Genomic DNA, 21,932 nt, shown 5'->3' on the forward strand with positions numbered 1-21,932 from the left:
CCCCGTCCGAGGCCAATACCCGTACACCAACCTTCTGTAGGAGCCGGCTTGCCGGCGATCGCGGCATGAGTGAACTAGATCGTTACCTGAACGCCGCAACCCGCGATAACACCCGTCGTAGCTATCGGGCTGCCATCGAGCACTTTGAAGTGAGTTGGGGTGGCTTCCTGCCTGCCACCAGCGACAGCGTGGCGCGTTACCTGGTGGCCTATGCCGGGGTGCTCGCGGTCAATACGTTGAAGCTGCGGCTGTCGGCGCTGGCGCAATGGCACACCAGCCAGGGCTTTCCAGACCCCACCAAGGCGCCGGTGGTGCGCAAAGTGCTCAAGGGCATCCGCGCTTTGCATCCTGCCCAGGAAAAACAGGCCGAACCCTTGCAGCTCCAGCATCTGGAGCAGGTGGTCTGCTGCCTTGAACGTGAAGCTGAGCAGGCGCGGGCAGAGGGCGATCGACCGCGCTGGCTGCGCGCCAAACGCGATGCAGCTTTGATCTTGCTGGGATTCTGGCGCGGCTTTCGCAGTGATGAGTTGTGTCGGCTGCAGATCGAGCACGTGCAGGCGGTGTCGGGCGCGGGCATCACCTTGTACTTGCCACGCAGCAAGAGTGATCGGGAAAACCTCGGTAAGACCTATCAAGCCCCGGCGCTGCTGCGACTGTGCCCGGTGCAGGCCTATAGCGAATGGCTGAGCGCCTCGGCCCTGGTGCGCGGCCCAGTGTTTCGCGGGATCGATCGCTGGGGCAACCTGGGCGAGGAGGGGTTGCATGCCAATAGCGTGATCCCATTGCTGCGCCAGGCCCTTGAGCGAGCAGGCATTGCCGCCGAGCAGTACACCAGCCACTCCCTGCGCCGTGGCTTTGCCACCTGGGCCCATCGCAGCGGCTGGGATTTGAAGTCGTTGATGGCGTATGTCGGCTGGAAGGACATGAAGTCAGCCATGCGCTATGTTGAAGCGACGCCCTTTCTTGGCATGACGTTGGCCCGCGATCCGCTGCTTTAAGATTTCTTCTATTAATACAGTTGGTTGATAGCCAAAACCAATCGGCAGCATCAGGTTTGCCAATGAGCCATCGGCAATGAGACTGGGTAGGATTCACCCATCAACTTACTAACCCCTGACGGAGAGTCAACGATGCCTATCATCAACAGCCAAGTAAAACCGTTCAAAGCGACCGCTTACAAAAACGGCAACTTCGTAGACGTGTCGGACGCTGACCTGAAAGGCAAGTGGTCTGTCGTGTTCTTCTACCCAGCCGACTTCACTTTCGTCTGCCCAACCGAACTGGAAGACCTGGCTGACAACTACGCCGAATTCCAGAAACTGGGCGTCGAGATCTACAGCGTTTCCACCGACACCCACTTTGCCCACGCTGCCTGGCATAACACCTCGCCAGCCATCGGCAAGATCCAGTACACCATGATCGGCGATCCGACCCTGACCATCTCCCGCAACTTCGACGTGCTGATCGAAGAAGCAGGCCTGGCAGACCGCGGCACTTTCGTGATCAACCCGGAAGGCCAGATCAAGATCGTTGAACTGAACGACGGCGGTGTTGGCCGTGACGCTTCCGAGCTGCTGCGCAAAATCAAGGCTGCCCAGTACGTCGCTGCCCACCCAGGTGAAGTGTGCCCAGCCAAGTGGAAAGAAGGCGAGGCCACCCTGGCTCCGTCCCTGGACCTGGTCGGCAAGATCTAAGTCTGTGATGTATCAAGGGCGGATTACCGCACCTAAGTAAGCTGCATCCGCCCTCAAAACGCCCGGGCGAGATTCGCTCGGGCGTTTTTTTGTCCGCAATAAACCGAATTAATAGGAAATCGCCCGTATGTTGGACGCCAATCTTAAAGCTCAGTTGAAGTCATACCTGGAACGGGTCACCCAGCCGATCGAGATCGTCGCCTCCCTCGACGACGGTGCGAAATCCCAGGAAATGCTTGCCCTTTTGCAGGACGTAACCAGCCTCACTACGCTGATTACCCTGAACACCGATGGTAATGACGGGCGCAAGCCATCGTTCTCCATCAACCGCCCGGGTGCCGATATCAGCCTGCGTTTTGCCGGCATCCCCATGGGCCATGAATTCACTTCGTTGGTGCTGGCCCTGCTGCAAGTCGGTGGCCATCCTTCGAAGGCCAGTGTCGAAGTGATTGAACAGATTCGTAGCCTTAAAGGTGAGTTCAACTTCGAGACTTACTTCTCGCTGTCCTGCCAGAACTGCCCGGACGTGGTCCAGGCGCTGAACCTGATGGCCGTACTCAACCCGAACATCCGCCACGTCGCTATCGACGGTGCGCTGTTCCAGGCTGAAGTCGACGAACGCCAGGTCATGGCAGTACCCAGCGTCTACCTCAACGGCGTGAACTTCGGCCAAGGCCGCATGGGCCTGGAAGAAATCCTCGCCAAGCTCGACACCAGCGGTATCGAAAAAGCAGCCGAGAAAATCAGCGCCAAAGACGCTTTTGATGTGCTGGTCGTCGGTGGTGGTCCAGCCGGTTCTGCCGCTGCCATCTACGCCGCGCGTAAAGGCATCCGTACCGGTGTGGCCGCCGAGCGTTTTGGTGGGCAAGTGCTGGACACGATGTCCATCGAGAACTTTATCTCGGTACAGGAAACCGAAGGTCCGAAACTGGCCAGCGCCCTGGAAGCCCACGTGCGTCAGTACGACGTGGACATCATGAACCTGCAGCGCGCCAGCAGCTTGATCCCGGCGAAAAATCCCGGCGACTTGCACGAAGTTCGTTTTGAAAGCGGCGCGACCCTCAAGTCCAAGACCGTGATCCTGGCGACCGGTGCGCGCTGGCGCGAAATGGGTGTGCCGGGCGAGCAGGAATACAAGGCCAAGGGCGTGTGCTTCTGCCCGCACTGCGATGGTCCGCTGTTCAAGGGCAAGCGTGTGGCGGTGATCGGCGGCGGTAACTCCGGTGTGGAAGCGGCCATCGATTTGGCCGGTATTGTCAGCCACGTGACCTTGCTCGAGTTCGACAGCAAGTTGCGCGCCGACGCGGTGTTGCAGCGCAAGCTCTACAGCCTGGCGAACGTTGACGTGATCACCAGTGCATTGACCAGTGAGGTCAAGGGTGACGGCCAGAAAGTCACCGGCCTGGCCTACAAGGACCGCGATACCGGCGAGTTCAAGACCATCGACCTGGAAGGCATCTTTGTGCAGATCGGTTTGCTGCCCAACACCGATTGGCTCAAGGGCACCGTGGAGCTGTCGCCCCGTGGTGAGATCATTGTCGATGCCCGTGGCGAGACTTCACTGCCAGGCGTATTTGCCGCCGGTGACGTAACGACTGTGCCGTACAAGCAGATCGTGATTGCCGTGGGTGAGGGCGCCAAGGCTTCCCTGAGTGCTTTTGATCACCTGATCCGAGCGTAAGGCCTGAAACCAAAAAACCCATGATTACTCATGGGTTTTTTTGTGACTGTTGCTTTTGTGGGAGCTGGCTTGCCTGCGATGCAGGCGCCGGTACTCCGGCTCCTACAGAGGCGTGCGCCCGTTTTACAGCGGCGCTGGCTGGATGATCTCGACCCAGTAGGCGTCCGGGTCCTTGATAAATGCCAGGCTTTTCATGCGGCCATCGCTCAGGCGCTTCTGGAAGTCGCAACCCAGTGCTTCGAAACGCTCGCAGGCCGCGACGATATCCGGCACCGAAATGCAGATATGGCCAAAGCCACGTGGGTCGGTGTTGCCATTGTGGTAGGCGAAGTCGGCGTCGTTTTCGGTGCCGTGGTTGTGGGTCAGTTCCAGGATGCCCGGAATAGACTTCATCCACTGGGTGCGCGCGGCGGCATCGGCGGGGATTTGCGCCTTGTCGACCAGAGCGAGGAAGTACAGGCTGAATTCGGCTTCCGGGAAGTCGCGTTTCTCAACCAGGGAAAAACCCAGGACGCGGGTGTAGAAGTCCAGTGACTTGGTGATGTCCTTGACCCGCAGCATGGTGTGGTTGAACACGAAGTTCGAAGTGGCGGTGTCGGGTTGGGCGGTGACGCCCGGGAAGGTGTTCAATTCGTGCAGGCTCATGGGCCCTCCAGAAAATATGGGGCAGGCGCAGCTCGTGGATTGAGCGGCCCTTTGGCTTGCGGCAGATCTGTGCAGCGAAACCATGATACGCAAGCTACGCCGGCCGCGCCAAATGAAAAACTCACGCGGGCCTTGCGAGCATCCCATGGTCAGGCTCAAACTTTGCGGCTTGAACTTCGAGCGTTTTTTGCAATGAGCCGATTGAGCAAACCATTGTTGACCACCTTTTGCCTGATCTTCGGTTGTACCCCTGTATTGGCGGTCGAGCCCGAAATTCATTGGCCCAGCGGCTGGCAGGTGGAGGAGGTTGTCGCGGATGCCGATGCTCCGGCTACACCGTCACCGGTTTCCCGCCAGCGCGCAATAAAGAACGATGAAAATGGCCAGACGCTGATGGTCATGGAGCTGACGGGCACGCCGATCGAGCCAGGGCATGTGGTCAATCTGCAAGGTGTATTGCTGGAGATGCGCAAGTCAATCCAGAAGGACTTTGCCCGCAGTGGTTATCAAAGTGTCTGCAACAAGATGCACGCGACCACCTTAAGTCATCTTGAAGCGCTGGAAACTACCTGCGTGATTACCGAGAATGGTCGGCATGTGCTCTCGCAAACACTGGTGGGCGCTGTTGATACCAATAAGGCCTATGTTTTTTCATACGCTGGACAAGCCCAGGCTTATGAGTCGAGCAGGGACGAAGTCAGCTCGGTGCGTGCAAGCCTGAAACTTTGATCGGTGATGGCTAGATGCCTGGCATGGCCTGGCGCGAAAAAAAAACACATAACTACAGGGCCGCAGCGTAGAGCCACTGGCGGGTAAATGTGTACGAAGTGGAATGTATTTAGAAGTTCACTTGTGAAAGCTGCAGGTCGTGAACATCGCAGCGCACAAAAAAAGCCCCGCAGCTGCGGGGCTTTTATTAGTGCGCCGGTATTAGCCGCGCAACCAGGTGTCTACAGTGGCGGCGCCGTACTGTTCTTTCCAGGCCTTCAAGCCGCGGTGGTTACCGCCCTTGGTTTCAATCAGTTCACCAGTGTGCGGGTTGTGATACACCTTGACCACACGTGCGCGACGGGTTTTAGGGGCAGCTGCCACTTGAATCCCCGATTTGCCCGGGTTTGGATCAAGGATGGAAATGATGTCGCGCAGGCTCTTGCCGTAGGTTTTCATCAGCCCTTGAAGCTTTTCTTCAAATTCGATTTCTTTCTTCAAGCCAGCGTCGTTCTTCAGGGATTCCAGCTGGGCGAGCTGCTCTTGAAGGGCTTTTTTCTGCTGCGCGAAATTCGGCGAGTCTGGACAAAATCTTTACTCCAATAGTGTATTTGGCTGATACCAACTGTAAACAAAGCTATAAGCCAAGAGCCTCAGCATGACTCGGTAAATGTGGCTCTCCTGCCAATTCAGCGCAGGCAGGAAAAATTGTAGTAGTTAATGAGCCACGAGTAAATCATGTCTTTTGTATAAATAACAATATTTCACAATGATGCTAGATCGATATTCAAGCGCTATGCAACGACTTAATGAATGCGTCAAAAAGGCACTGGGCGGCCAAACAGGTAACCCTGCAAAAAGTCCACGCCTTGTGCCATCAGATAATCGCACTGCTCTTGGGTTTCCACGCCTTCGGCGACGATGCCCAAGTCAAGCTTGCCCGATAACTCGATGATGCTGTCGAGTATATGCCGCGATAAAGCATCGGCCCCGATCATCGCTACGAAGCTTTGATCAATCTTCAAGTAGTCAACATTGAAGTTGCGCAAATAACCCAGGCTGGAGTGGCCAGTGCCGAAATCATCAATGGCGATCATCACCCCCAGTTTGTGCAAGGCCTGGAACAACTGGCGGGTCACATCGGTGGGTTCGATCAGTTCGCGCTCGGTGAGCTCCAGGGTCAACAGGACCTGGCCCGGCTTGAAGGCCGCGAGGAACTCCCGGCAGTCCTGCACCAACTCCAGGTCCTGGCAATGCCGGGCGGTGATGTTGATGCCCACGTGGAAATTCTCGCCTAGGCGATCGGCATGGGGCGCGAGTTGTGTAGCGACCTGGCGCATCAACGCGCGGGTCATGGGCACGATCAGCCCGGAGTGCTCGGCCAGGGGGATAAACAGGTCCGGGCGTACCAGGCCTTCCTTTGGATGCTGCCAGCGCATCAGGACTTCACAGCCAGCCCATTGCAGGCTGTCGCCGCGAACCACCGGTTGGTAGTACGGCACGAACTCATTGGCGCCCAGCGCCCGCTGCAGTTCATGGGTGGGGGCCGAAGAGCGCTTTTGCAGCCAATGCGCGAGCACGCCTGCCAGCACCCCGAAAAACACCACCAGGCTGAACAAGGCTGGGTAACGCGTTTCCATAAAGCGCCATACTTCGCCTTCGGGCATCCCGGCTTCCACGCTGTAGTCATAACGCTGGGAGGCGAGTTGGTGATGGGCCACGGCAAATACCGGCAGCGCGCTGCTGTGAACTTTGCCATCGCTGCCTAGCCAATTGGGCCCCACCTGCAACACCAGGTCGGTATAACGGCTGATCAGGCGCAGGGCATTGGTCAGGTGATAGCCGTCAATCGAGGCGAATGCCGCCTTATCACCTTCCACCAGGCGGTACACCAGCAGCGCGGTATTGGGCGTGACCGGATTGCCATTCATCAGCCACAGGCGACCGTTGACATAGTCGTCAGGATTGACCGATGACACATTGGCGTCGCCAAACAACGAGCTGCAGTAAATTCTTTTTTGCCAGGACAACGTGGTTGCGCGCACGAATGGGCGGCGGGTGACTTGCTCGCGCAGCGCCAGTTGCGTCGCGTTGTCACAGTCTTTGCCTGCCAATGGCAGCAATTGCTGGGCGGCGAGGGCGGTGTTATCGAGCATCAGGTCGAATTGGCGCACGGCCTCAATGGCCGTGTGCTCGGTACTTTGTTCCAGAGTGCGCTGGGCCTGCATATAAAGAATGACTACACCCAGCAGAATCGGCAGCAGGCCGCACACGAGTGAGATCGAGTAGCGGGCGGCGCGTTTGCGCGGGCCTTTGAGGGTAAGTGGCATGTATGCAGCCTGTAGCGAAGTAAGGGAGACGCCTGGTAACGGCTACAGGCAATACGTCGGACAACTGGAGGATAGTTGGCCTATGGAAATTAGCATTTACTACACGTGGAACTAGCCACTTGATTCGTTGTGCGTGGGTTTAGCTTTGCCAAACTTTGCAACACATTTTGACGGGGAAAGACTGTTTGGTCTATTGCGTCGTTGCCTGGATTAGTGAATGCCATTACAAAAAACAGAGGTTAAGCGTTGCGCCATCTGGATAAAAGCCAGGGTCGCCGCAGATGACTGGCGTCGGTCCAGCACCGCCAAACCGATTTGTCGCACCACCTTGGGCGCTAATGGCCGCTGCACATCATGTGCCGGCCCGCCGATGTTCTTTGGCGCGGCGTTGATCCTGCTGAGCATCTACCTGTGCAATAAACCCCTTGCGCCCGCCAGGGCATAGGGATTTGATAAGGAATACGGACAAACCTGGTTACGCTGTGTAGAATCGATTTACGCATACAAGAATAAGCGCCTGTTTCCATGCAGGCCTCGTCCGTCAGAGACGCCCGTAAGAGAATGATCCAACCATGAAGCTACTCGGGTTCCAACTCATCTACGGTGACTTCCTCGCCCGCAGCGTGCGCGGCATTTCCTGTGCGCCACCGACCCACCTCATCCTTGCTGGCAATTAATTTACTTAATTCTAAAAAGATGATGAGGCGCCAAATCATGGCAGATCTATACGAAAACCCAATGGGCCTGATGGGCTTTGAATTCATTGAATTCGCATCGCCGACCCCGGGCACCCTGGAACCGATCTTCGAGATCATGGGTTTCACCAAAGTTGCGACCCACCGCTCGAAAAACGTGCACCTGTACCGTCAGGGCGAGATCAACCTGATCCTCAACAACGAACCCAACAGCATCGCTTCGTACTTTGCCGCCGAGCACGGTCCATCGGTGTGTGGCATGGCGTTCCGTGTCAAGGATTCGCAGCAGGCCTACAACCGCGCGCTGGAACTCGGCGCCCAGCCGATCCATATCGAAACCGGCCCGATGGAACTGAACCTGCCGGCCATCAAGGGCATCGGCGGCGCGCCGCTGTACCTGATCGACCGTTTCGGCGAAGGCAGTTCGATCTACGATATCGATTTCGTATTCATCGAAGGTGTGGACCGCAACCCCGTGGGCGCTGGCCTTAAGGTCATCGACCACCTGACCCACAACGTCTACCGTGGGCGCATGGCCTACTGGGCCAACTTCTACGAGAAGCTGTTCAACTTCCGCGAAGCGCGCTACTTCGACATCAAGGGTGAATACACCGGCCTGACCTCCAAGGCCATGAGCGCCCCGGACGGTATGATCCGCATCCCGCTGAACGAAGAATCGTCCAAGGGTGCAGGCCAGATCGAAGAGTTCCTGATGCAGTTCAACGGCGAAGGCATCCAGCACGTCGCCTTCCTCACCGAAGACCTGGTCAAGACCTGGGATGCGTTGAAGAAGATCGGCATGCGCTTCATGACGGCGCCGCCAGATACCTACTACGAAATGCTCGAAGGTCGCCTGCCAAACCACGGCGAACCGGTGGACCAATTGCAGGCGCGGGGTATTTTGCTGGACGGTTCGTCCGTGGCCGGTGACAAGCGCCTGCTGTTGCAGATCTTCTCGGAAACCCTGATGGGCCCGGTGTTCTTCGAATTCATCCAGCGCAAGGGGGATGACGGCTTCGGCGAGGGTAACTTCAAGGCCCTGTTCGAATCCATCGAGCGTGACCAGGTTCGTCGCGGCGTACTGACCACCGACTGACATGGCTTTTTGTAGGAGCGAGCAAGCTCGCTCCTACAGTTATCGGGTCAGGCTCTACGCTGACGCATCAGGTGCTTGAATCCTTCAAACACCAACACCATCACTGCCAGCCAGATCGGGATATAGGTCAGCCACTCACCCGGGCCGATGCTTTCCCCCAGCAGCAACGCCACCCCCAGCAACAACACCGGCTCCACATAGCTGAGCAGGCCAAAGAGGCTGAACGCCAACAGCCGGCTGGCGATGATGTAGCACACCAGCGCCGAAGCACTGATCAGCCCGAGCATCGGGATCAACCCATACAACCCTTTGTGCGCATCCAGCACGGCGAAGCCCTGCTCGCCACTTTGCACAAACCACAGCGCCACCGGCAGCATCAGCGCCATATCCAGCCACAGGCCACCTAAATGGTCGGTCGCCAGGCGTTTGCGCAGCACGAAGTAGATCGGGTAACCGATGATTACCAGCAGCGTCGCCCAGGAGAAACCGCCCACCTGGTACAACTCGTTAAGCACGCCAATCGCGGCAAACACCACCGCGATCAGCTGCAGCCGCGAGAGTTTTTCGCCATACACCAGGCGCCCGGTGAGGACCATGGTCAGTGGCAGCAGAAAGTAACCCAGGGATACATCCAGGCTGCGGCCATTGAGCGGTGCCCACATAAACAGCCACAGTTGCACCCCCAGCAGCACCGACGACAGCACAATCCCACCGATCAGCCGTGGCTTGCCCGCGAGCAAGCGCAGCAATTCCCACACTTGGCGCCACTCACCGCTGAACACCATGAACACCGTCATGCACGGCACGGTCAGCAACATGCGCCAACCGAAAATCTCCAGGCCACTCAACGGCGTGAGCAGTGATGTGAAGTAATACATCACGGCAAACAACACCGAGGCCGCTACCGATAAAACAACGCCTTTAGACACGCAGTCCTCGCCAAACCGATTCAAACAAAAGAGGGGGTAATTTCAGGTGGGAATATATTGCTTTTGAGGTGAGACGTTTGCTCTGTTTTACGGCATCTTATGGGAAATTTTCTCACACCCAAGGTTCGCCAGCATGCCCATCAGCCCTCCGTCGCCCCTGGATGATTTCGACCGCGCGATTCTCAAGCACCTGCAACGGGACAACACCACCGCGCTGCGGGTAATTGGCGAACAGGTCAACCTGTCGACCGCCGCCGTGCAGCGGCGCATCAAGCGCATGGAGCAGAGCGGGGCGATCAGCGCGAATACAGCGGTGGTCAATCAGGATGCGGTGGGCAAGCCGATCACGATCCTGGTGGAGGTGCACGCCGAGCGTACCCATATCGAAGACCTCGACGTGCTCAAGGTGCAGATGTCGATTCCCGAGGTGCAGCAGTGCTATTACGTCACCGGCGATGCCGACTTTATGCTGGTGGTCGTGGTGGAAACCATGAAGGCCTACGAAACCCTGGCGCGCACGCTGTTCTACGAGAACCGCAATATCAAATGGTTTCGCAGCATCGTGGTGATGGACCGGGTCAAGGTCAGCCTGGATGTGCCGCTGGGCTGACGACATCCATGCGCTGAAGGCAAACCGCTGGCTTATCGTGGCGAGCGGGCTTGCCCCGCGCTGGGTGGCGAAGCCACCCCAATAGCTTCACCGCGTTCTGCCAGCTATACCGAAGTGGCTGGTTTTGGGGCTGCTGCGCAGCGGCAGGGGGACAAGCCCCCTCGCCACAAGGGGGGGCTAGCTGGCTTTGCGTGGCGAGCGGGCTTGCCCCGCGCTGGGTGGCGAAGCCGCCCCAATAGCTTCACCACGTTCTGCCAGCTATACCGAAGTGGCTGGTTTTGGGGCTGCTGCGCAGCCCAACGGGGGACAAGCCCCCTCGCCACAAGGGGGGCTAGCTGGCTTTGCGTGGCGAGCGGGCTTGCCCCGCGCTGGGTGGCGAAGCCGCCCCAATAGCTTCACCACGTTCTGCCAGCTATACCGAAGTGGCTGGTTTTGGGGCTGCTGCGCAGCCCAACGGGGGACAAGCCCCCTCGCCACAAGGGGGGCTAGCTGGCTTATCGTGGCGAGCGGGCTTGCCCCGCGCTGGGTGGCGAAGCCACCCCAATAGCGTCACCACGTTCTGTCAGATATACCGAGGTGGCTGGTTTTGGGGGCTGCTGCGCAGCCCAGCGGGGACAAGCCCCCTCGCCACAAGGGGGGCTAGCTGGCTTATCGTGGCGAGCGGGCTTGCCCCGCGCTGGGTGGCGAAGCCGCCCCAATAGCGTCACCACGTTCTGCCAGATACATCGAGGTGGCTGGTTTTGGGGCTGCTGCGCAGCCCAGCGGGGGACAAGCCCCCTTGCCACAAGGGGGGTCAGCTGGCTTTTCGTGGCGAGCGGGCTTGCCCCGCGCTGGGTGGCGAAGCCACCCCAATAGCTTCACCGCGTTCTGCCAGATACACCGAGGTGGCTGGTTTTGGGGCTGCTGCGCAGCCCAGCGGGGACAAGCCCCCTTGCCACAAGGGGGGCTAGCTGGCTTTTTCGTGGCGAGCGGGCTTGCCCCGCGCTGGGTGGCGAAGCCACCCCAATAGCTTCACCGCGTTCTGCCAGATACACCGAGGTGGCTGGTTTTGGGGCTGCTGCGCAGCCCAACGGGGGACAAGCCCCCTTGCCACAATGGGGGCCAGCTGGCTTATCGTGGCGAGCGGGCTTGCCCCGCGCTGGGTGGCGAAGCCGCCCCAATAGCTTCACCGCGTTCTGTCAGATATACCGAGGTGGCTGGTTTTGGGGCTGCTGCGCAGCCCTACGGGGGACAAGCCCCCTCGCCACAAGGGGGGCTAGCTGGCTTATCGTGGCGAGCGGGCTTGCCCCGCGCTGGGTGGCGAAGCCACCCCAATAGCTTCACCGCGTTCTGCCAGCTATACCGAGGTGGCTGGTTTTGGGGCTGCTCTACAGCCAAGCGGGGACAAGCCCCCTTGCCACAGATTCCCCCCCCTTGGCCCTTATTCAATCAACGGGCAATACGCCCCGAAACAAAGTGCCCCACATCATTGAACCCCGGCGTCGACGCATGCCCCGGCGTCACCAGCGAATCAATAAACGCCTCATCCTCAGCACTGATTTTCACCTCGAGCGCCCCGGTATAGGCGTCCCACTGCGCCTCGGTCCGCGGGCCGACAATCGCCGAACTGACCGCCTGGTTGTTCAGGACCCAGGCAATCGCAAACTCGACAATCCCCACGCTACGCCCCTGGGTGTATTGCTGGATCTGCTGGGCAATGCGCAGCGATTCCACGCGCCATTCGGTTTCCAGGATGCGTTTGTCCTGGCGGGCGGCGCGGCTGCCGGCTTCGGGGGTGATGTCCGGTGCGTACTTGCCACTGAGCACGCCACGGGCCAGCGGGCTGTAGGGCACCACGCCCAGGCCATAGGCCGCCGCTGCAGTGATCTGTTCCACCTCGGCCTGGCGGTTGACGATGTTGTACAACGGCTGGCTGATGATCGGCCGGTCCACTCCCAGGCGTTCGGCCACGCGTACCACTTCGGCGATGCGCCAGCCCCGGTAGTTGGACAGTCCCCAATAACGGATCTTGCCCTGGCGGATCAGATCGCCAATCGCCGAAATCGTGACCTCCAATGGGGTGGCGTGGTCTTCGCGGTGCAGGTAGTAGATGTCCAGGTAGTCAGTGTCGAGGCGGGTGAGGCTGGCCTCCAGTGCGTTGAAAATGCGCTTGCGGCTCAAACCACTGCGGTTGGGCAAGCCGTCCGGCGGGCCGAAGCCAACTTTGGAGGCCACGACCCAATCGTCGCGATGGCGGCCGATGGCCTCGCCGACAATTTCTTCCGAGCGCCCGCCGGTGTAGACGTCAGCGGTGTCGATCAAGTTGATGCCCTGGTCCCAGGCCTTGTCGATGATGCGCAGCGAGTCTTCGGTGTTGGTCTGTTCGCCAAACATCATGGTGCCCAGGGTCAGTGCGCTGACCTTGAGCCCGGACTGGCCCAGTGTGCGGTAAATCATGGTGAACTCCTCAAAAGCGCAGACAGTTGCTATGCAATACCAGAGAGCAAGGCTCTAGAACAAGCCCGACGTCGGTGGCTCGGTGTCCTTGAGCCGATAGGCGCCGACCACCGCGGCCTTCCAGTGCCGGGGATTATGGTTGGCCACGGTGCGCGCATTGCGCCAGTGCCGGTCAAGGTTATGGCTGCGTCCGGTAGTGGAAGCCCCGCCCACGTCAAACAGCAGTTCAGCGGCTTTGAGTGCCGACTCGGCGGTGATGTATTGCGCCTGGGCCACGTCAATGGCTGCGCGGGTCACCGACTGGTGATCCAGCCCCTTGGCCCACGCGGCGTCGATGCGGTCAGCGGCACGCAACACCACGGCTTCAGCGGCAAACGCGCGCGCCGAGATCTCACCCACGGAAAACGCCACATAGGGATCGTCCACCGAGCGGCTGGCGCTGCTGTGCTTGATCGGCCGCGCATGCTCCTTGGTAAAGGCCACCGCATCGTTCAAGGCATTGCGGGCGATGCCGGCCTGCACTGCGCCGAGGAACAGTTGCAGGAATGGGGTGATGATCGAACGCTGGCCTTCCTCCACCACCCGCGTGCGGATTTCCTCGCGGCGCACCAGTACGTTGTTCAGGCGCGTGGTGCCGCTGGCGGTCAGGCGCTGGCCCATGGCGTCGAAATCATCCACCAGTTCCAGGCCTTCGCGGTCGCGGGGCACGACGAACGAAACCGGTTCCTCGTTTTCATCCAGTGCCACTGCACTGACCCAATCGGCGTACAGCGCGCCAGTGCTGTAGTACTTGCTGCCATTGGCGCGAAAGTGTTCGCCCTCGGGCACAATCCGCGCGCTGACCTGGCCGTTGGCGCCACCGATTTCCCAGCCGGCGTTGCCGAACACCTCGCCTTGCAGGTAGTGGGCAAACCATAACTGGCGCTCGGCTTCGGACTTTTGCACCAGCAAGCTCTCGATAAAGGCAAAGCTGGGGCGCAAGGACTGGGCGATATTGGAATCCACCGCCGCCAGGTCGATCACGAACTGCACCACCTCGCGCACGCTGGACTCGCTGCCGCCGTAACGCTGGGGAATGCGCAGGGTCAACAGGCGTGCTGCGGCCAGTTGGCGGATCTGCTCATGGGGCAGTTGCCGGGTGCGCTCGCGTTCGGCGGCGCCCTCGGCGATCTGTGGCAATAACACAGCGGCACGTTGCAACAGCTCTGGCACGGACAAAAAGCTCATGACAATCCTTATATGGCAATGGCATAGGTAATGAAGTGGTGTTCGGGCACCGGGGCAGGCCGGTCGATCTGCGGGATGGCATCGAGCAGGGCGCGGGTGTACGCATGTTGGGGGTGGTCAAATACGTCGCGTACCGTGCCGCTTTCCACCACTTCGCCGTCCTTCATCACCAGCACCCGTTCGCTGACCTGGTTGATCACGCCCAGGTCGTGGGAGATGAACAGGCAGGCCAGTTTCAGGCGTGACTTGAGGTCGGCCAGCAGCGCGAGGACCTGCGCCTGCACCGACACATCCAGGGCCGACACCGGCTCGTCGCACACCAGCACCTGGGGGTTGGGCGCCAGCGCCCGGGCAATGGCGATACGTTGCCGCTGGCCGCCGGAAAGCTCCAGGGGGCGGCGCTCGAGCACGCTGGGATCCAGGCGCACCAACGCCAGCAGCTCCAGGGTGCGTGCCGGCCATTCCCGGCGTGGCAGGCCCGCCACTTGCAGCGCCTCGTTAAGCACCCGGGCCACGGTGTAGCGCGGGTCAAACGAGCTTTGCGGGTCCTGGAACACCACCTGGATGCGCTGGCGCAGTTGGCGGCGTTGTTGATCGTTGAGTGCGCTCCAAGGCCGCCCGTTGAGCCACACATCGCCGGCGTCCGGGCGTTCCAGCCCCAGCAGCATGCGGGTGAGGGTGGTCTTGCCACTGCCGGACTCGCCGACAATCCCCAGGGTTTCCCCGGCCCGCAGGCTGAAGCTGGCGTTGTGCACCGCGACATGGGGCTGGGCGTCGGGGCCGATAAAGGTTTTTTGCAGGTTGCGCGCCTCGATCAACGGCAGGTCGAAACGCTCGACACTGGCCACCTTCGGCGCCGCCCGGGTCGGTCGCTGGAAATGCACGGCGCGCCCGGCCCGCAGCAGCGATTGGGTGTAAGGGTGCTGCGGATCATGCAGGATCGCCTCCACCGGGCCCTGCTCGACAATCACCCCGTGATGCATCACCGCCACCCGGTCCGCCAGGCGCGACACCACCGCCAGGTCATGGCTGACCACCAGCATCGCCATGGCCTGGGAACGCAGGGATTCCAGCAGGGCCAGGACCTGTGCCTGTACCGTGGCGTCCAGCGCCGTGGTCGGCTCATCGGCAATCAACAGCCGTGGGCCTGCGGCAATCGCCGAGGCAATCAGGGCCCGCTGGCGCAGCCCGCCCGACAATTGATGGGGGTACTGCAAGGCGCGCAACTCCGGTTGCGGCACGCCGACCGCGCGCAACAGTTCGATGACCCGTGCCTGGCGCGCATCGCGATCCAGTTGCGTGTGCAAGCGCAACGGTTCGGCAATTTCCTTGCCCACCGGGCGCAGCGGGTCGAGGGAGCCGAGGGCGTCTTGCATCACAAAGCCGATCTGCGCACCGCGCAGGGTCTGCCAGGCACGGTCGTCCAACTGGCGCAGGTCGATGCCGGCAAACGCCAGGCGTTCGGCCTGTACCTTTGATCCGGCGCCGCTCAGGCCGCTGAGGGTGCGTGAGGTGACGGTTTTGCCCGAGCCAGACTCGCCCACCAGCGCCAGGCATTCGCCGGCGGCCAGGCTGAACGATATGCCGTTGATAATCGGTGTGTGGCCAAACTGCACCCGCAGGTCTTGCACATCCACTAACGTACTCATCGGGATTTACCCTCGCTACGCGCCAGCCAGTCTCGGCCAATGGCGGTGATCGACACCACGGTCAGGATGATTGCCACGCTCGGCCAGGCCACTAGCCACCAGGCATTGGCCAAGTAATTGCGGCCCATGGCGAGCATCGAACCCCATTCCGGCGCGGGCGGCGAGGCGCCAAAGCCTAAGAAACTCAAAGCCGCGCCGGTGATGATGTTGTGGCCGATGCCAATGGTGGCGAGGATCAGGATCGGCTTGATTGCATTGGGCAGTACATGCCGCAACACCACGGCGGCACGATGCCGGCCGAGGGTGGTGGCGGCTTCGACGTAGGGCGCATCGCGCACCACCAGGGTCTGCGCACGCACCATCCGCGCAAAACGCGGGATGCTCGCCACGCCCACCGCGATCAGCGTGATCCACAGGCCCTGGCCCCAGAATGTGATGATCACCAGGGCCAACAGCAGGTCGGGAAACGCCAGCAATACATCGATCAAGCGCATGATCGCGCCATCCAGCAGGCGCGGGCCGAGTCCCGCCGCCAAACCGAGGATGATCCCGGCGCCGAGGCCAATGGCCGTGGACACCAGGCCCATCAACAGTGAAGGGCGTACTCCGTGGATCAAGCGGGCGAGTACATCGCGACCGTTTTCATCGGTGCCCAGCCAGTGGCTGCTGCTGGGTGGCAGGTAGGCGTTGCGGGCAGCGGCGGCCAGTGGGTCGGTGCCGGTCAGCCAATGGGGCACGAGCGCCGCGATCAACAAGCCGATCACAAACAGCCAGGCCAGTGACAAACCGGGGCGAAAAGCGCTCGGCAACGCTAGGGTCAAGCGCCAGGGCAGGGTAGAGGTGCTCATGCCAGGCTCCTCGCATACTGACTCTGCGGGTACGGCAACCCCAAGTGCTCACGCAACGTACTGGCGCTGTACTCATGGCGGAACACCCCGCGCTTGCGCAGCAGCGGCACTACCTCATCGACAAACACCTCGCCCCCCGAGGGAAACATGTCCGGCATGATGTTGAAGCCATCGGCCGCGCCCGCGAGAAACCAATGTTCGAGGGTGTCGGCCACCTGTTCCGGGGTGCCCACCAGCAGCCGATGGCCGACCAGAATGCGCCGGGACAGCTCGCGCACCGTCAGGCCTTCGCGGCGGGCCAGGTTGAGCTGGGCTTCGAGAAACCCTTGGGAGCCTTTTTCATAGGTGCCGACCTCACCGATCCGCGCCCATGGCAGCGGCGCATCCAGTTCCAGCTCTTGAGCCGGGATGCCGATCCGTGCGGCCACTTGCTGAATCAGGCCATGTTCGCCGTGGTAGGCATTGAGTTGATCAAAGCGCGCATGGGCTTCGGCCTCGCTGCTGCCGATCACCGTGGACAGGCCCGGCATGATTTTCAGGTGCTCGGGGTTACGTCCCCATTGCTCAGCGCGCTGCTTCATGTCGCGGTAGAAGTGCAGGCCATCTTCCAGGCTGGTCTGGGTGGTGAAAATTGCATCGGCATAGCGCGAGCCCAGGGCCTTGCCGCCTTCCGACGAGCCTGCCTGCACCAGCACCGGACGGCCCTGGGGTGAGCGGGGCAGGTTCAGCGGGCCCTTGATGGAGAAGTGCTGGCCGACAAAGTCCTGGGTGTGGATCTTGCCGGGGTGCGCATAGCGCCCGGTACCGGCATCGCCGATGATCGCGTCGTCCTCCCAGCTGTCCCAGAGCTTGCACGCGATGTCGATAAATTCCTCGGCGCGACCATAGCGCTGCGCGTGCTGCAGCTGGTTGGCCAGGCCGAAATTCTGCGCGGCGGCGTCAGTGGCGTTGGTCACCACATTCCAGGCCGCGCGGCCCCCGCTGATATGGTCCAGGGAAGCAAAGCGGCGGGCCAGGTTGTAGGGATCGTTATAGGTGCTGGAGGCGGTGGCGATCACGCCGATATGCTGCGTGGCCAGGGCCACGGCGGTCAGCAGGATGGTCGGTTCCAGGCGGCCCACCGGTTGCGTGGCCACGTCGCCCACCAGCGCCGGGCCGTCGGCCAGGAAGATCGCATCCAGGCAGCCACGCTCGCAAATACGCGCGATATTGCGGTAGTACTCCACATCCAGGTAGGCATCGGCCGGCACTTCGCCGACGCGCCAGGCCGCCGCGTGCGCGCCGAAACCGAGGATGTTCATGCCAATGCTCATGTGCTTTTTCATGCAAGTTCCTGGGGTTAGACGGCGCTGGCTTCATCGCGCGCGCTGGCATGCTCGGGGTGGTCGGCCACGGCCTGTTCCTGGGCGGCGCGCCAGGCGGCAGCGGGGCTGACGTCGTTGAGGTAGAAATCGCCCAGGGCCCGTTCGCGGTAGATCGCCGGGTTGTGCGAGGCCAGGGTGCGGGCATTGCGCCAATGCCGGTCGAGGCGCCGCACTTGGCTGGTGGCCGAGGCGCCGCCGACTTCGAACAGCAGGCTGGTGGCTTCCAGCACCAGCGGCAGGATCACTTGTTGTGCCTGGTAGGTGCGCACATCGGCGTCGACGTAGTGCGCTTCGCTGATGGAACCGTCGAGCACGGCCTCATGGGTGGTTTGCAGCACCTGCGCGGTAGCCTGTACCAGGCTGTCGGCGGCATAGGACAGGCTCGACAGCTTGCCGATCACCCGTTGCACCAGCGGGTCCAGGCGCGGGCTGGATTGCCCGGGAATGCCAAAGGCGCGGGTGCGGCCCTGGACAAACTCCACGGCATCACGCAACGCGGCCCGAGCGATCCCGGCCAGGGTCGCCAGGTGGAACAACTGGTAGAACGCCGAGATATACGACTCGGCGCGCAACTCGCCGGGCTTGAAGCGCCGCAATACCTGATGCTCGGGCACCACCACTTGCTCGAAGCGCGTGGTGCCGCTGCCGCTCAGGCGCTGGCCAAAACCGTCCCAGTCATCCACGCGGGTCACGCCGGGCGCATCGGTGGGCACCACCACGCTGATAAAGTCGGCACCGTCGGCGGCGGCCACGGCGATCCAGTCGGCATACAGGGTGCCGGTGCAGTAATACTTCTGGCCGTCCAGTTGCCAGCCTTGCGCGGTGGGTTTGAGCGTCACCGAGTTGGTGGTGGTGTCACTGCGCTCGGCCATGGCTGCGCCCCACAACTGCCCGGCGACGACCTTGGGAAACCAGTACGCCTGGGAATCGCGGTCCTGGCTCACCAGCCGGCCTTCGACGAAGCCGAAATGCGCGCGCACGATCTGCGGCAGGTTCGAGTCGGCGCTGCCCAACTCGGTCAACAAGGCGAACAACTCGGGCAGGCTGGCGCCCAGACCGCCCTGGCTACGGGGTACGCGCAAGGCACCGAAGCCGGCGTCTTTCAACCAGCCGACGGCGTCGAAGGCCAGGGTACGCTCCTGCTCACGTTGCACCGCGCCCTGGGCAATGCGCTGGAAAACCGGGGCGAAGCGTTCGTGCAGTTGGGTGTCGCTCATATTCTGTTCCTTACTTGAATACAGTATTTGAAGCTGTCGGTGATCCACTGTGGGAGCGGGCTTGCTCGCGAAGGGGGCGTATCAGTCAAATATTTATCAACTGACCCTCCGCCTTCGCGAGCAAGCCCGCTCCCACACAAGCTAGCCCCCCACAAGCCGGTGTTCATCGCGGTTTAACCCGTGGGTCAATCAACCCGTTGAGCACATCCACCAACAGGTTCACCACCACATAAACCAGCGCCGCCAACAACGTGATTCCCAGCACCACCGGCGCATCCTTGGCCACGGCGGCATCGAGCATCATTCGCCCGATCCCCTGGCGGGCGAACAGCATTTCGGTGACCACCGCTCCCCCCAGCAGGCTGGCGAAGATGAACCCGGACAGGGTCACCAGCGGCACCAGGGCGTGGCGCAGTGCATGGCGCAGGCGCACGGCGGTCTGCGACAGGCCGCGGGCACGGGCCATGGCGATAAAGGGTTGTTCGAGGATGTCTTCCAGTTCCTGGCGCAGCACCTGGCTGAGCATCCCGGCAATCGGTAGCGCCAGGGCGATGGTCGGCAGGATCAGGGTTTGCCAGCCGTTGGAGCCTGCCGGCGGCAACACCGGCCACTGGAACGAAAACACCAGCAACAGCAAAATCCCCAGCACGAACGACGGCGATGACGACAGCACCAACTCGCTGGCCGACGCCACGCGGCGCACCCAGGGGTTGCGCTTGGCGGTGAGCACCGCGCTGGCCAGCGCCAGGCCAATGGCCAACAGCGCCGCGCTCAGGGCCAGTTGCAGCGTGGCGCCGATCTGCTTGCCGATGGCCTCGGTGACGGGAATGCGCAGGCGGTACGACTCGCCAAAATCACCCTGGGCGACCCGCCCCACGTAGCGCCCGTATTGCACCCACAATGGTTGGTCAAAGCCGTACTCCTCGCGGACCTGGGCCAATTGCTGAGGTGTCGGAATGGCATCCGGCCCGCCGAGAATTGCCAGCACCGGGTCGCCGGCACTGAAATGAATGGCGACGAAGGTCAGGGTGGCCGCGCCCCACAGCACGCCCACGCTGGCCAGTAGTCGAGCGGCAAGCCGTTTCATGGTGCCTCCTGGTCCAGCCACACGCTGGTAAAGAATGGGGTGTTGTGCACGGTGTCGAAGATCAGCCCCTTGACCGCCCTGCGATAGGCAATCAGCACCTGGCTTTCGAAGTCCGGCACCGCCGGCACCACTTCGGTCAGGCGTTGTTGCGCGGCGCTGTACAGGGCCTGCAGTTCTCGCGGGTCATGGGAACGGCGGGCGGCGCTGAGCAGTTGATCCAGGCGCGGGTCGCTGAGGTTGCTGAGGTTGTTGCCGCTTTTGGTGGGCGAGGCGCGCGAGTCGCTGTGGTACAGGATGTACAGGCCGTCGGGCGTGTTGGTGTGCCAATAGCCGCCGCCGATAGCGTCGTAATTGCCGGCTGTGCGGCGGTCGGTCAGTTGGGCCAGGGGCATCATTTGAATGGTCAGTTGCATGCCGACTTTCTTCACGTCCGCCTGCACGGCAACCGCGACGTTGCTGGGGAATGACGGGCTCTCGAAGCCCAGCAGTTGCGCCGACAGGCGCCGGCCATTCTTGACCCGATAGCCCTGGGCATCGCGCTCGGTCCAGCCGGCTTCGTCCAGTTGCCGGTTGGCGGCGTCGACGTCGTATTTCAATACATCGCGGTAGGCCGGATCGTAGAACGGCGTGTTCACCGCCAGGTAATCGCTCTTGGGCAGGAACTCACCGAACCCGGCGATCCAGGCCAGGCCGTCACGGTCGATGGCCTGGGCGACGGCTTTGCGCACCCGAACATCGTCGAACGGCAAGCGCAGGGTGTTGAACGTGAGGCTGCGGTAAGGGCTGGCCATGCGAATCCGGTTGCGTACCACCAGGTTCTGCGAGGCGCGCATCGCCGCCGTATTCTGCGCTGGGGCATCCAGGGTGAAGTCCGAACGCTTGGACTGCAGGGTGCTGTAGCGGGTCATGGCCTCGGGGACGATGCTCAGCTCGATACGGTCCAGGTAAGCCGGGCCGATGTGCCGGGTAACCGGTGGTGCCCAGTGGTAGTCGGCGCGCCTGGTAAAGGTCGCCCCTTGTTCGCGGGTATAACTTTGCAGCACGAACGGCCCGGAACCGATGGGGTGCTCGGCGATACTTTTGGGCGCTTCACGGATCTGTTTGGGCGAGACCATGCTCAGCCAGGACTGGGCCAACACATACAGGAACGGCGAGTAGGGTTCGCGCAGGCGGGCCTCGAAGGTGTAGTCGTCAATGATCCGCCCATCGATATAGGGCGCGATGTACGCAGCCGCCAGCGGTGATTTGGTGGCCGGGTCGCGCATATGCTCCAGGTTGACCCGCAACGCCTCGGCATTGAATTTTTCGCCATCGCTGAAGGTCACGTCGTCACGCAGGTGGAAGGTGTAGGTCTTGCCGTCTTCGGAAACGTCCCAGGACTTGGCCAGCCAGGGTGAAATTTTGCCGTTCTCATCCTGGTACAGCAGGCAGTCGTAGACGATGCGCGCCAGCCATTGCACGTTGCCGTGGTAGCTGGAATGCACATCGAAGGTGCCGGTATCCAACGCCGCCGACACGCGCAAGGTACCGCCCGGCGTGCCCTGGCGGGTTTCGTGGTAGTCGCTGGGGTCATAGCTGAGCAGGCCCTGGGCATCCAGGTGCCCGTCCACTCGTTGCACTGAACTGGGCGGTGGGGCGTCCGGCGAGCAGGCGCTCACCAGCAGCAACCCCAGGAGCAGGCCGAACCTGCTCCAGTGATTGATCGACATCGTGAAG

At 61.5% G+C, this 21,932-nt stretch carries 17 protein-coding genes and 2 pseudogenes; 6 read left to right on the plus strand and 13 right to left on the minus strand.

The window, feature by feature from the left end; translation table 11 throughout:
• Positions 1-65: 65 nt before the first annotated feature.
• The 3 genes from JTY93_RS11915 (at position 66) to ahpF (ending at position 3,375) form a co-directional block, all read left to right on the plus strand.
• Positions 66-998, plus strand: coding sequence for a site-specific integrase (locus tag JTY93_RS11915; protein WP_205476480.1), 933 nt, complete (start codon positions 66-68; stop codon positions 996-998).
• 132 nt (positions 999-1,130) lie between these two features.
• Positions 1,131-1,694 (plus strand): alkyl hydroperoxide reductase subunit C, encoded by a 564-nt coding sequence (gene ahpC / locus JTY93_RS11920; RefSeq protein ID WP_010210361.1) that lies wholly within the window; start codon positions 1,131-1,133, stop codon positions 1,692-1,694.
• A 127-nt stretch (positions 1,695-1,821) separates the two neighbouring features.
• A complete protein-coding gene (ahpF, locus tag JTY93_RS11925; RefSeq protein WP_205476481.1) occupies positions 1,822-3,375 on the plus strand; it encodes an alkyl hydroperoxide reductase subunit F in 1,554 nt (517 codons plus the stop codon).
• Positions 3,376-3,498: 123 nt separating this feature from the next.
• Here ahpF and gloA read toward each other — a convergent pair whose 3' ends face one another.
• Positions 3,499-4,020 (minus strand): lactoylglutathione lyase, encoded by a 522-nt coding sequence (gloA, locus tag JTY93_RS11930; protein ID WP_169997091.1) that lies wholly within the window; start codon positions 4,018-4,020, stop codon positions 3,499-3,501.
• Between the two features lie 192 nt (positions 4,021-4,212).
• Between gloA and JTY93_RS11935 the strand changes: the two genes are divergently transcribed.
• Positions 4,213-4,749 carry a DUF4946 domain-containing protein gene (locus tag JTY93_RS11935; RefSeq protein WP_205476482.1) on the plus strand — a complete coding sequence of 179 codons (537 nt, stop codon included), beginning with the start codon at positions 4,213-4,215 and terminating at the stop codon, positions 4,747-4,749.
• Between the two features lie 201 nt (positions 4,750-4,950).
• Here JTY93_RS11935 and JTY93_RS11940 read toward each other — a convergent pair.
• The 3 genes and pseudogenes from JTY93_RS11940 to JTY93_RS11950 all read right to left on the minus strand — a co-directional run bounded on the left by JTY93_RS11940 (position 4,951) and on the right by JTY93_RS11950 (position 7,463).
• Positions 4,951-5,317: pseudogene (locus tag JTY93_RS11940) on the minus strand (histone-like nucleoid-structuring protein, MvaT/MvaU family).
• Positions 5,318-5,515: 198 nt separating this feature from the next.
• Positions 5,516-7,058: pseudogene (locus JTY93_RS11945) on the minus strand (EAL domain-containing protein).
• A 210-nt stretch (positions 7,059-7,268) separates the two neighbouring features.
• The gene (locus JTY93_RS11950) at positions 7,269-7,463 is read right to left on the minus strand and encodes a hypothetical protein (protein ID WP_205476489.1); all 195 of its coding nucleotides are present in this window, start codon (positions 7,461-7,463) and stop codon (positions 7,269-7,271) included.
• A gap of 309 nt (positions 7,464-7,772) precedes the next feature.
• Between JTY93_RS11950 and hppD the strand changes: the two genes are divergently transcribed.
• Positions 7,773-8,849: a 4-hydroxyphenylpyruvate dioxygenase gene (gene hppD / locus JTY93_RS11955; protein WP_169997085.1), complete on the plus strand. Its 1,077-nt coding sequence runs from the start codon at positions 7,773-7,775 to the stop codon at positions 8,847-8,849.
• A 47-nt stretch (positions 8,850-8,896) separates the two neighbouring features.
• Here hppD and rarD read toward each other — a convergent pair whose 3' ends face one another.
• Positions 8,897-9,778 (minus strand): EamA family transporter RarD, encoded by an 882-nt coding sequence (gene rarD / locus JTY93_RS11960; protein WP_205476485.1) that lies wholly within the window; start codon positions 9,776-9,778, stop codon positions 8,897-8,899.
• Between the two features lie 133 nt (positions 9,779-9,911).
• Here rarD and JTY93_RS11965 point away from each other — a divergent pair, with 133 nt between their 5' ends.
• A complete protein-coding gene (locus JTY93_RS11965) occupies positions 9,912-10,388 on the plus strand; it encodes an Lrp/AsnC family transcriptional regulator (RefSeq protein ID WP_205476486.1) in 477 nt (158 codons plus the stop codon).
• A 1,428-nt stretch (positions 10,389-11,816) separates the two neighbouring features.
• Here JTY93_RS11965 and JTY93_RS11970 read toward each other — a convergent pair.
• From JTY93_RS11970 to JTY93_RS12005, 8 genes are all read right to left on the minus strand, one after another.
• Entirely contained in the window at positions 11,817-12,824 is a 1,008-nt protein-coding gene (locus tag JTY93_RS11970) for an aldo/keto reductase (RefSeq protein WP_205479689.1), read from the minus strand.
• A gap of 54 nt (positions 12,825-12,878) precedes the next feature.
• Complete coding sequence (locus tag JTY93_RS11975) at positions 12,879-14,051, minus strand: acyl-CoA dehydrogenase family protein (protein WP_205479691.1); 1,173 nt, start codon at positions 14,049-14,051, stop codon at positions 12,879-12,881.
• 8 nt (positions 14,052-14,059) lie between these two features.
• Positions 14,060-15,700 carry a dipeptide ABC transporter ATP-binding protein gene (locus JTY93_RS11980; protein ID WP_205479693.1) on the minus strand — a complete coding sequence of 547 codons (1,641 nt, stop codon included), beginning with the start codon at positions 15,698-15,700 and terminating at the stop codon, positions 14,060-14,062.
• Positions 15,697-16,548: an ABC transporter permease gene (locus tag JTY93_RS11985; RefSeq protein WP_205479695.1), complete on the minus strand. Its 852-nt coding sequence runs from the start codon at positions 16,546-16,548 to the stop codon at positions 15,697-15,699. The genes JTY93_RS11980 and JTY93_RS11985 overlap by 4 nt, the downstream gene beginning before the upstream one ends.
• Positions 16,545-17,873, minus strand: a complete 1,329-nt coding sequence (locus tag JTY93_RS11990; RefSeq protein ID WP_205479697.1) for an LLM class flavin-dependent oxidoreductase — start codon at positions 17,871-17,873, stop codon at positions 16,545-16,547. Before JTY93_RS11990 ends, JTY93_RS11985 begins: the two co-directional genes overlap by 4 nt.
• 14 nt (positions 17,874-17,887) lie before the next feature.
• Positions 17,888-19,129 (minus strand): acyl-CoA dehydrogenase family protein, encoded by a 1,242-nt coding sequence (locus tag JTY93_RS11995; RefSeq protein ID WP_205479700.1) that lies wholly within the window; start codon positions 19,127-19,129, stop codon positions 17,888-17,890.
• A 163-nt stretch (positions 19,130-19,292) separates the two neighbouring features.
• Entirely contained in the window at positions 19,293-20,216 is a 924-nt protein-coding gene (locus JTY93_RS12000; protein ID WP_205479709.1) for an ABC transporter permease, read from the minus strand.
• Positions 20,213-21,925 (minus strand): ABC transporter substrate-binding protein, encoded by a 1,713-nt coding sequence (locus tag JTY93_RS12005; RefSeq protein ID WP_205479711.1) that lies wholly within the window; start codon positions 21,923-21,925, stop codon positions 20,213-20,215. Before JTY93_RS12005 ends, JTY93_RS12000 begins: the two co-directional genes overlap by 4 nt.
• Between the last annotated feature and the right edge of the window lie 7 nt (positions 21,926-21,932).

Origin of the sequence: Pseudomonas hygromyciniae, assembly GCF_016925675.1 — a bacterium.
Taxonomy (GTDB): domain Bacteria; phylum Pseudomonadota; class Gammaproteobacteria; order Pseudomonadales; family Pseudomonadaceae; genus Aquipseudomonas; species Aquipseudomonas hygromyciniae.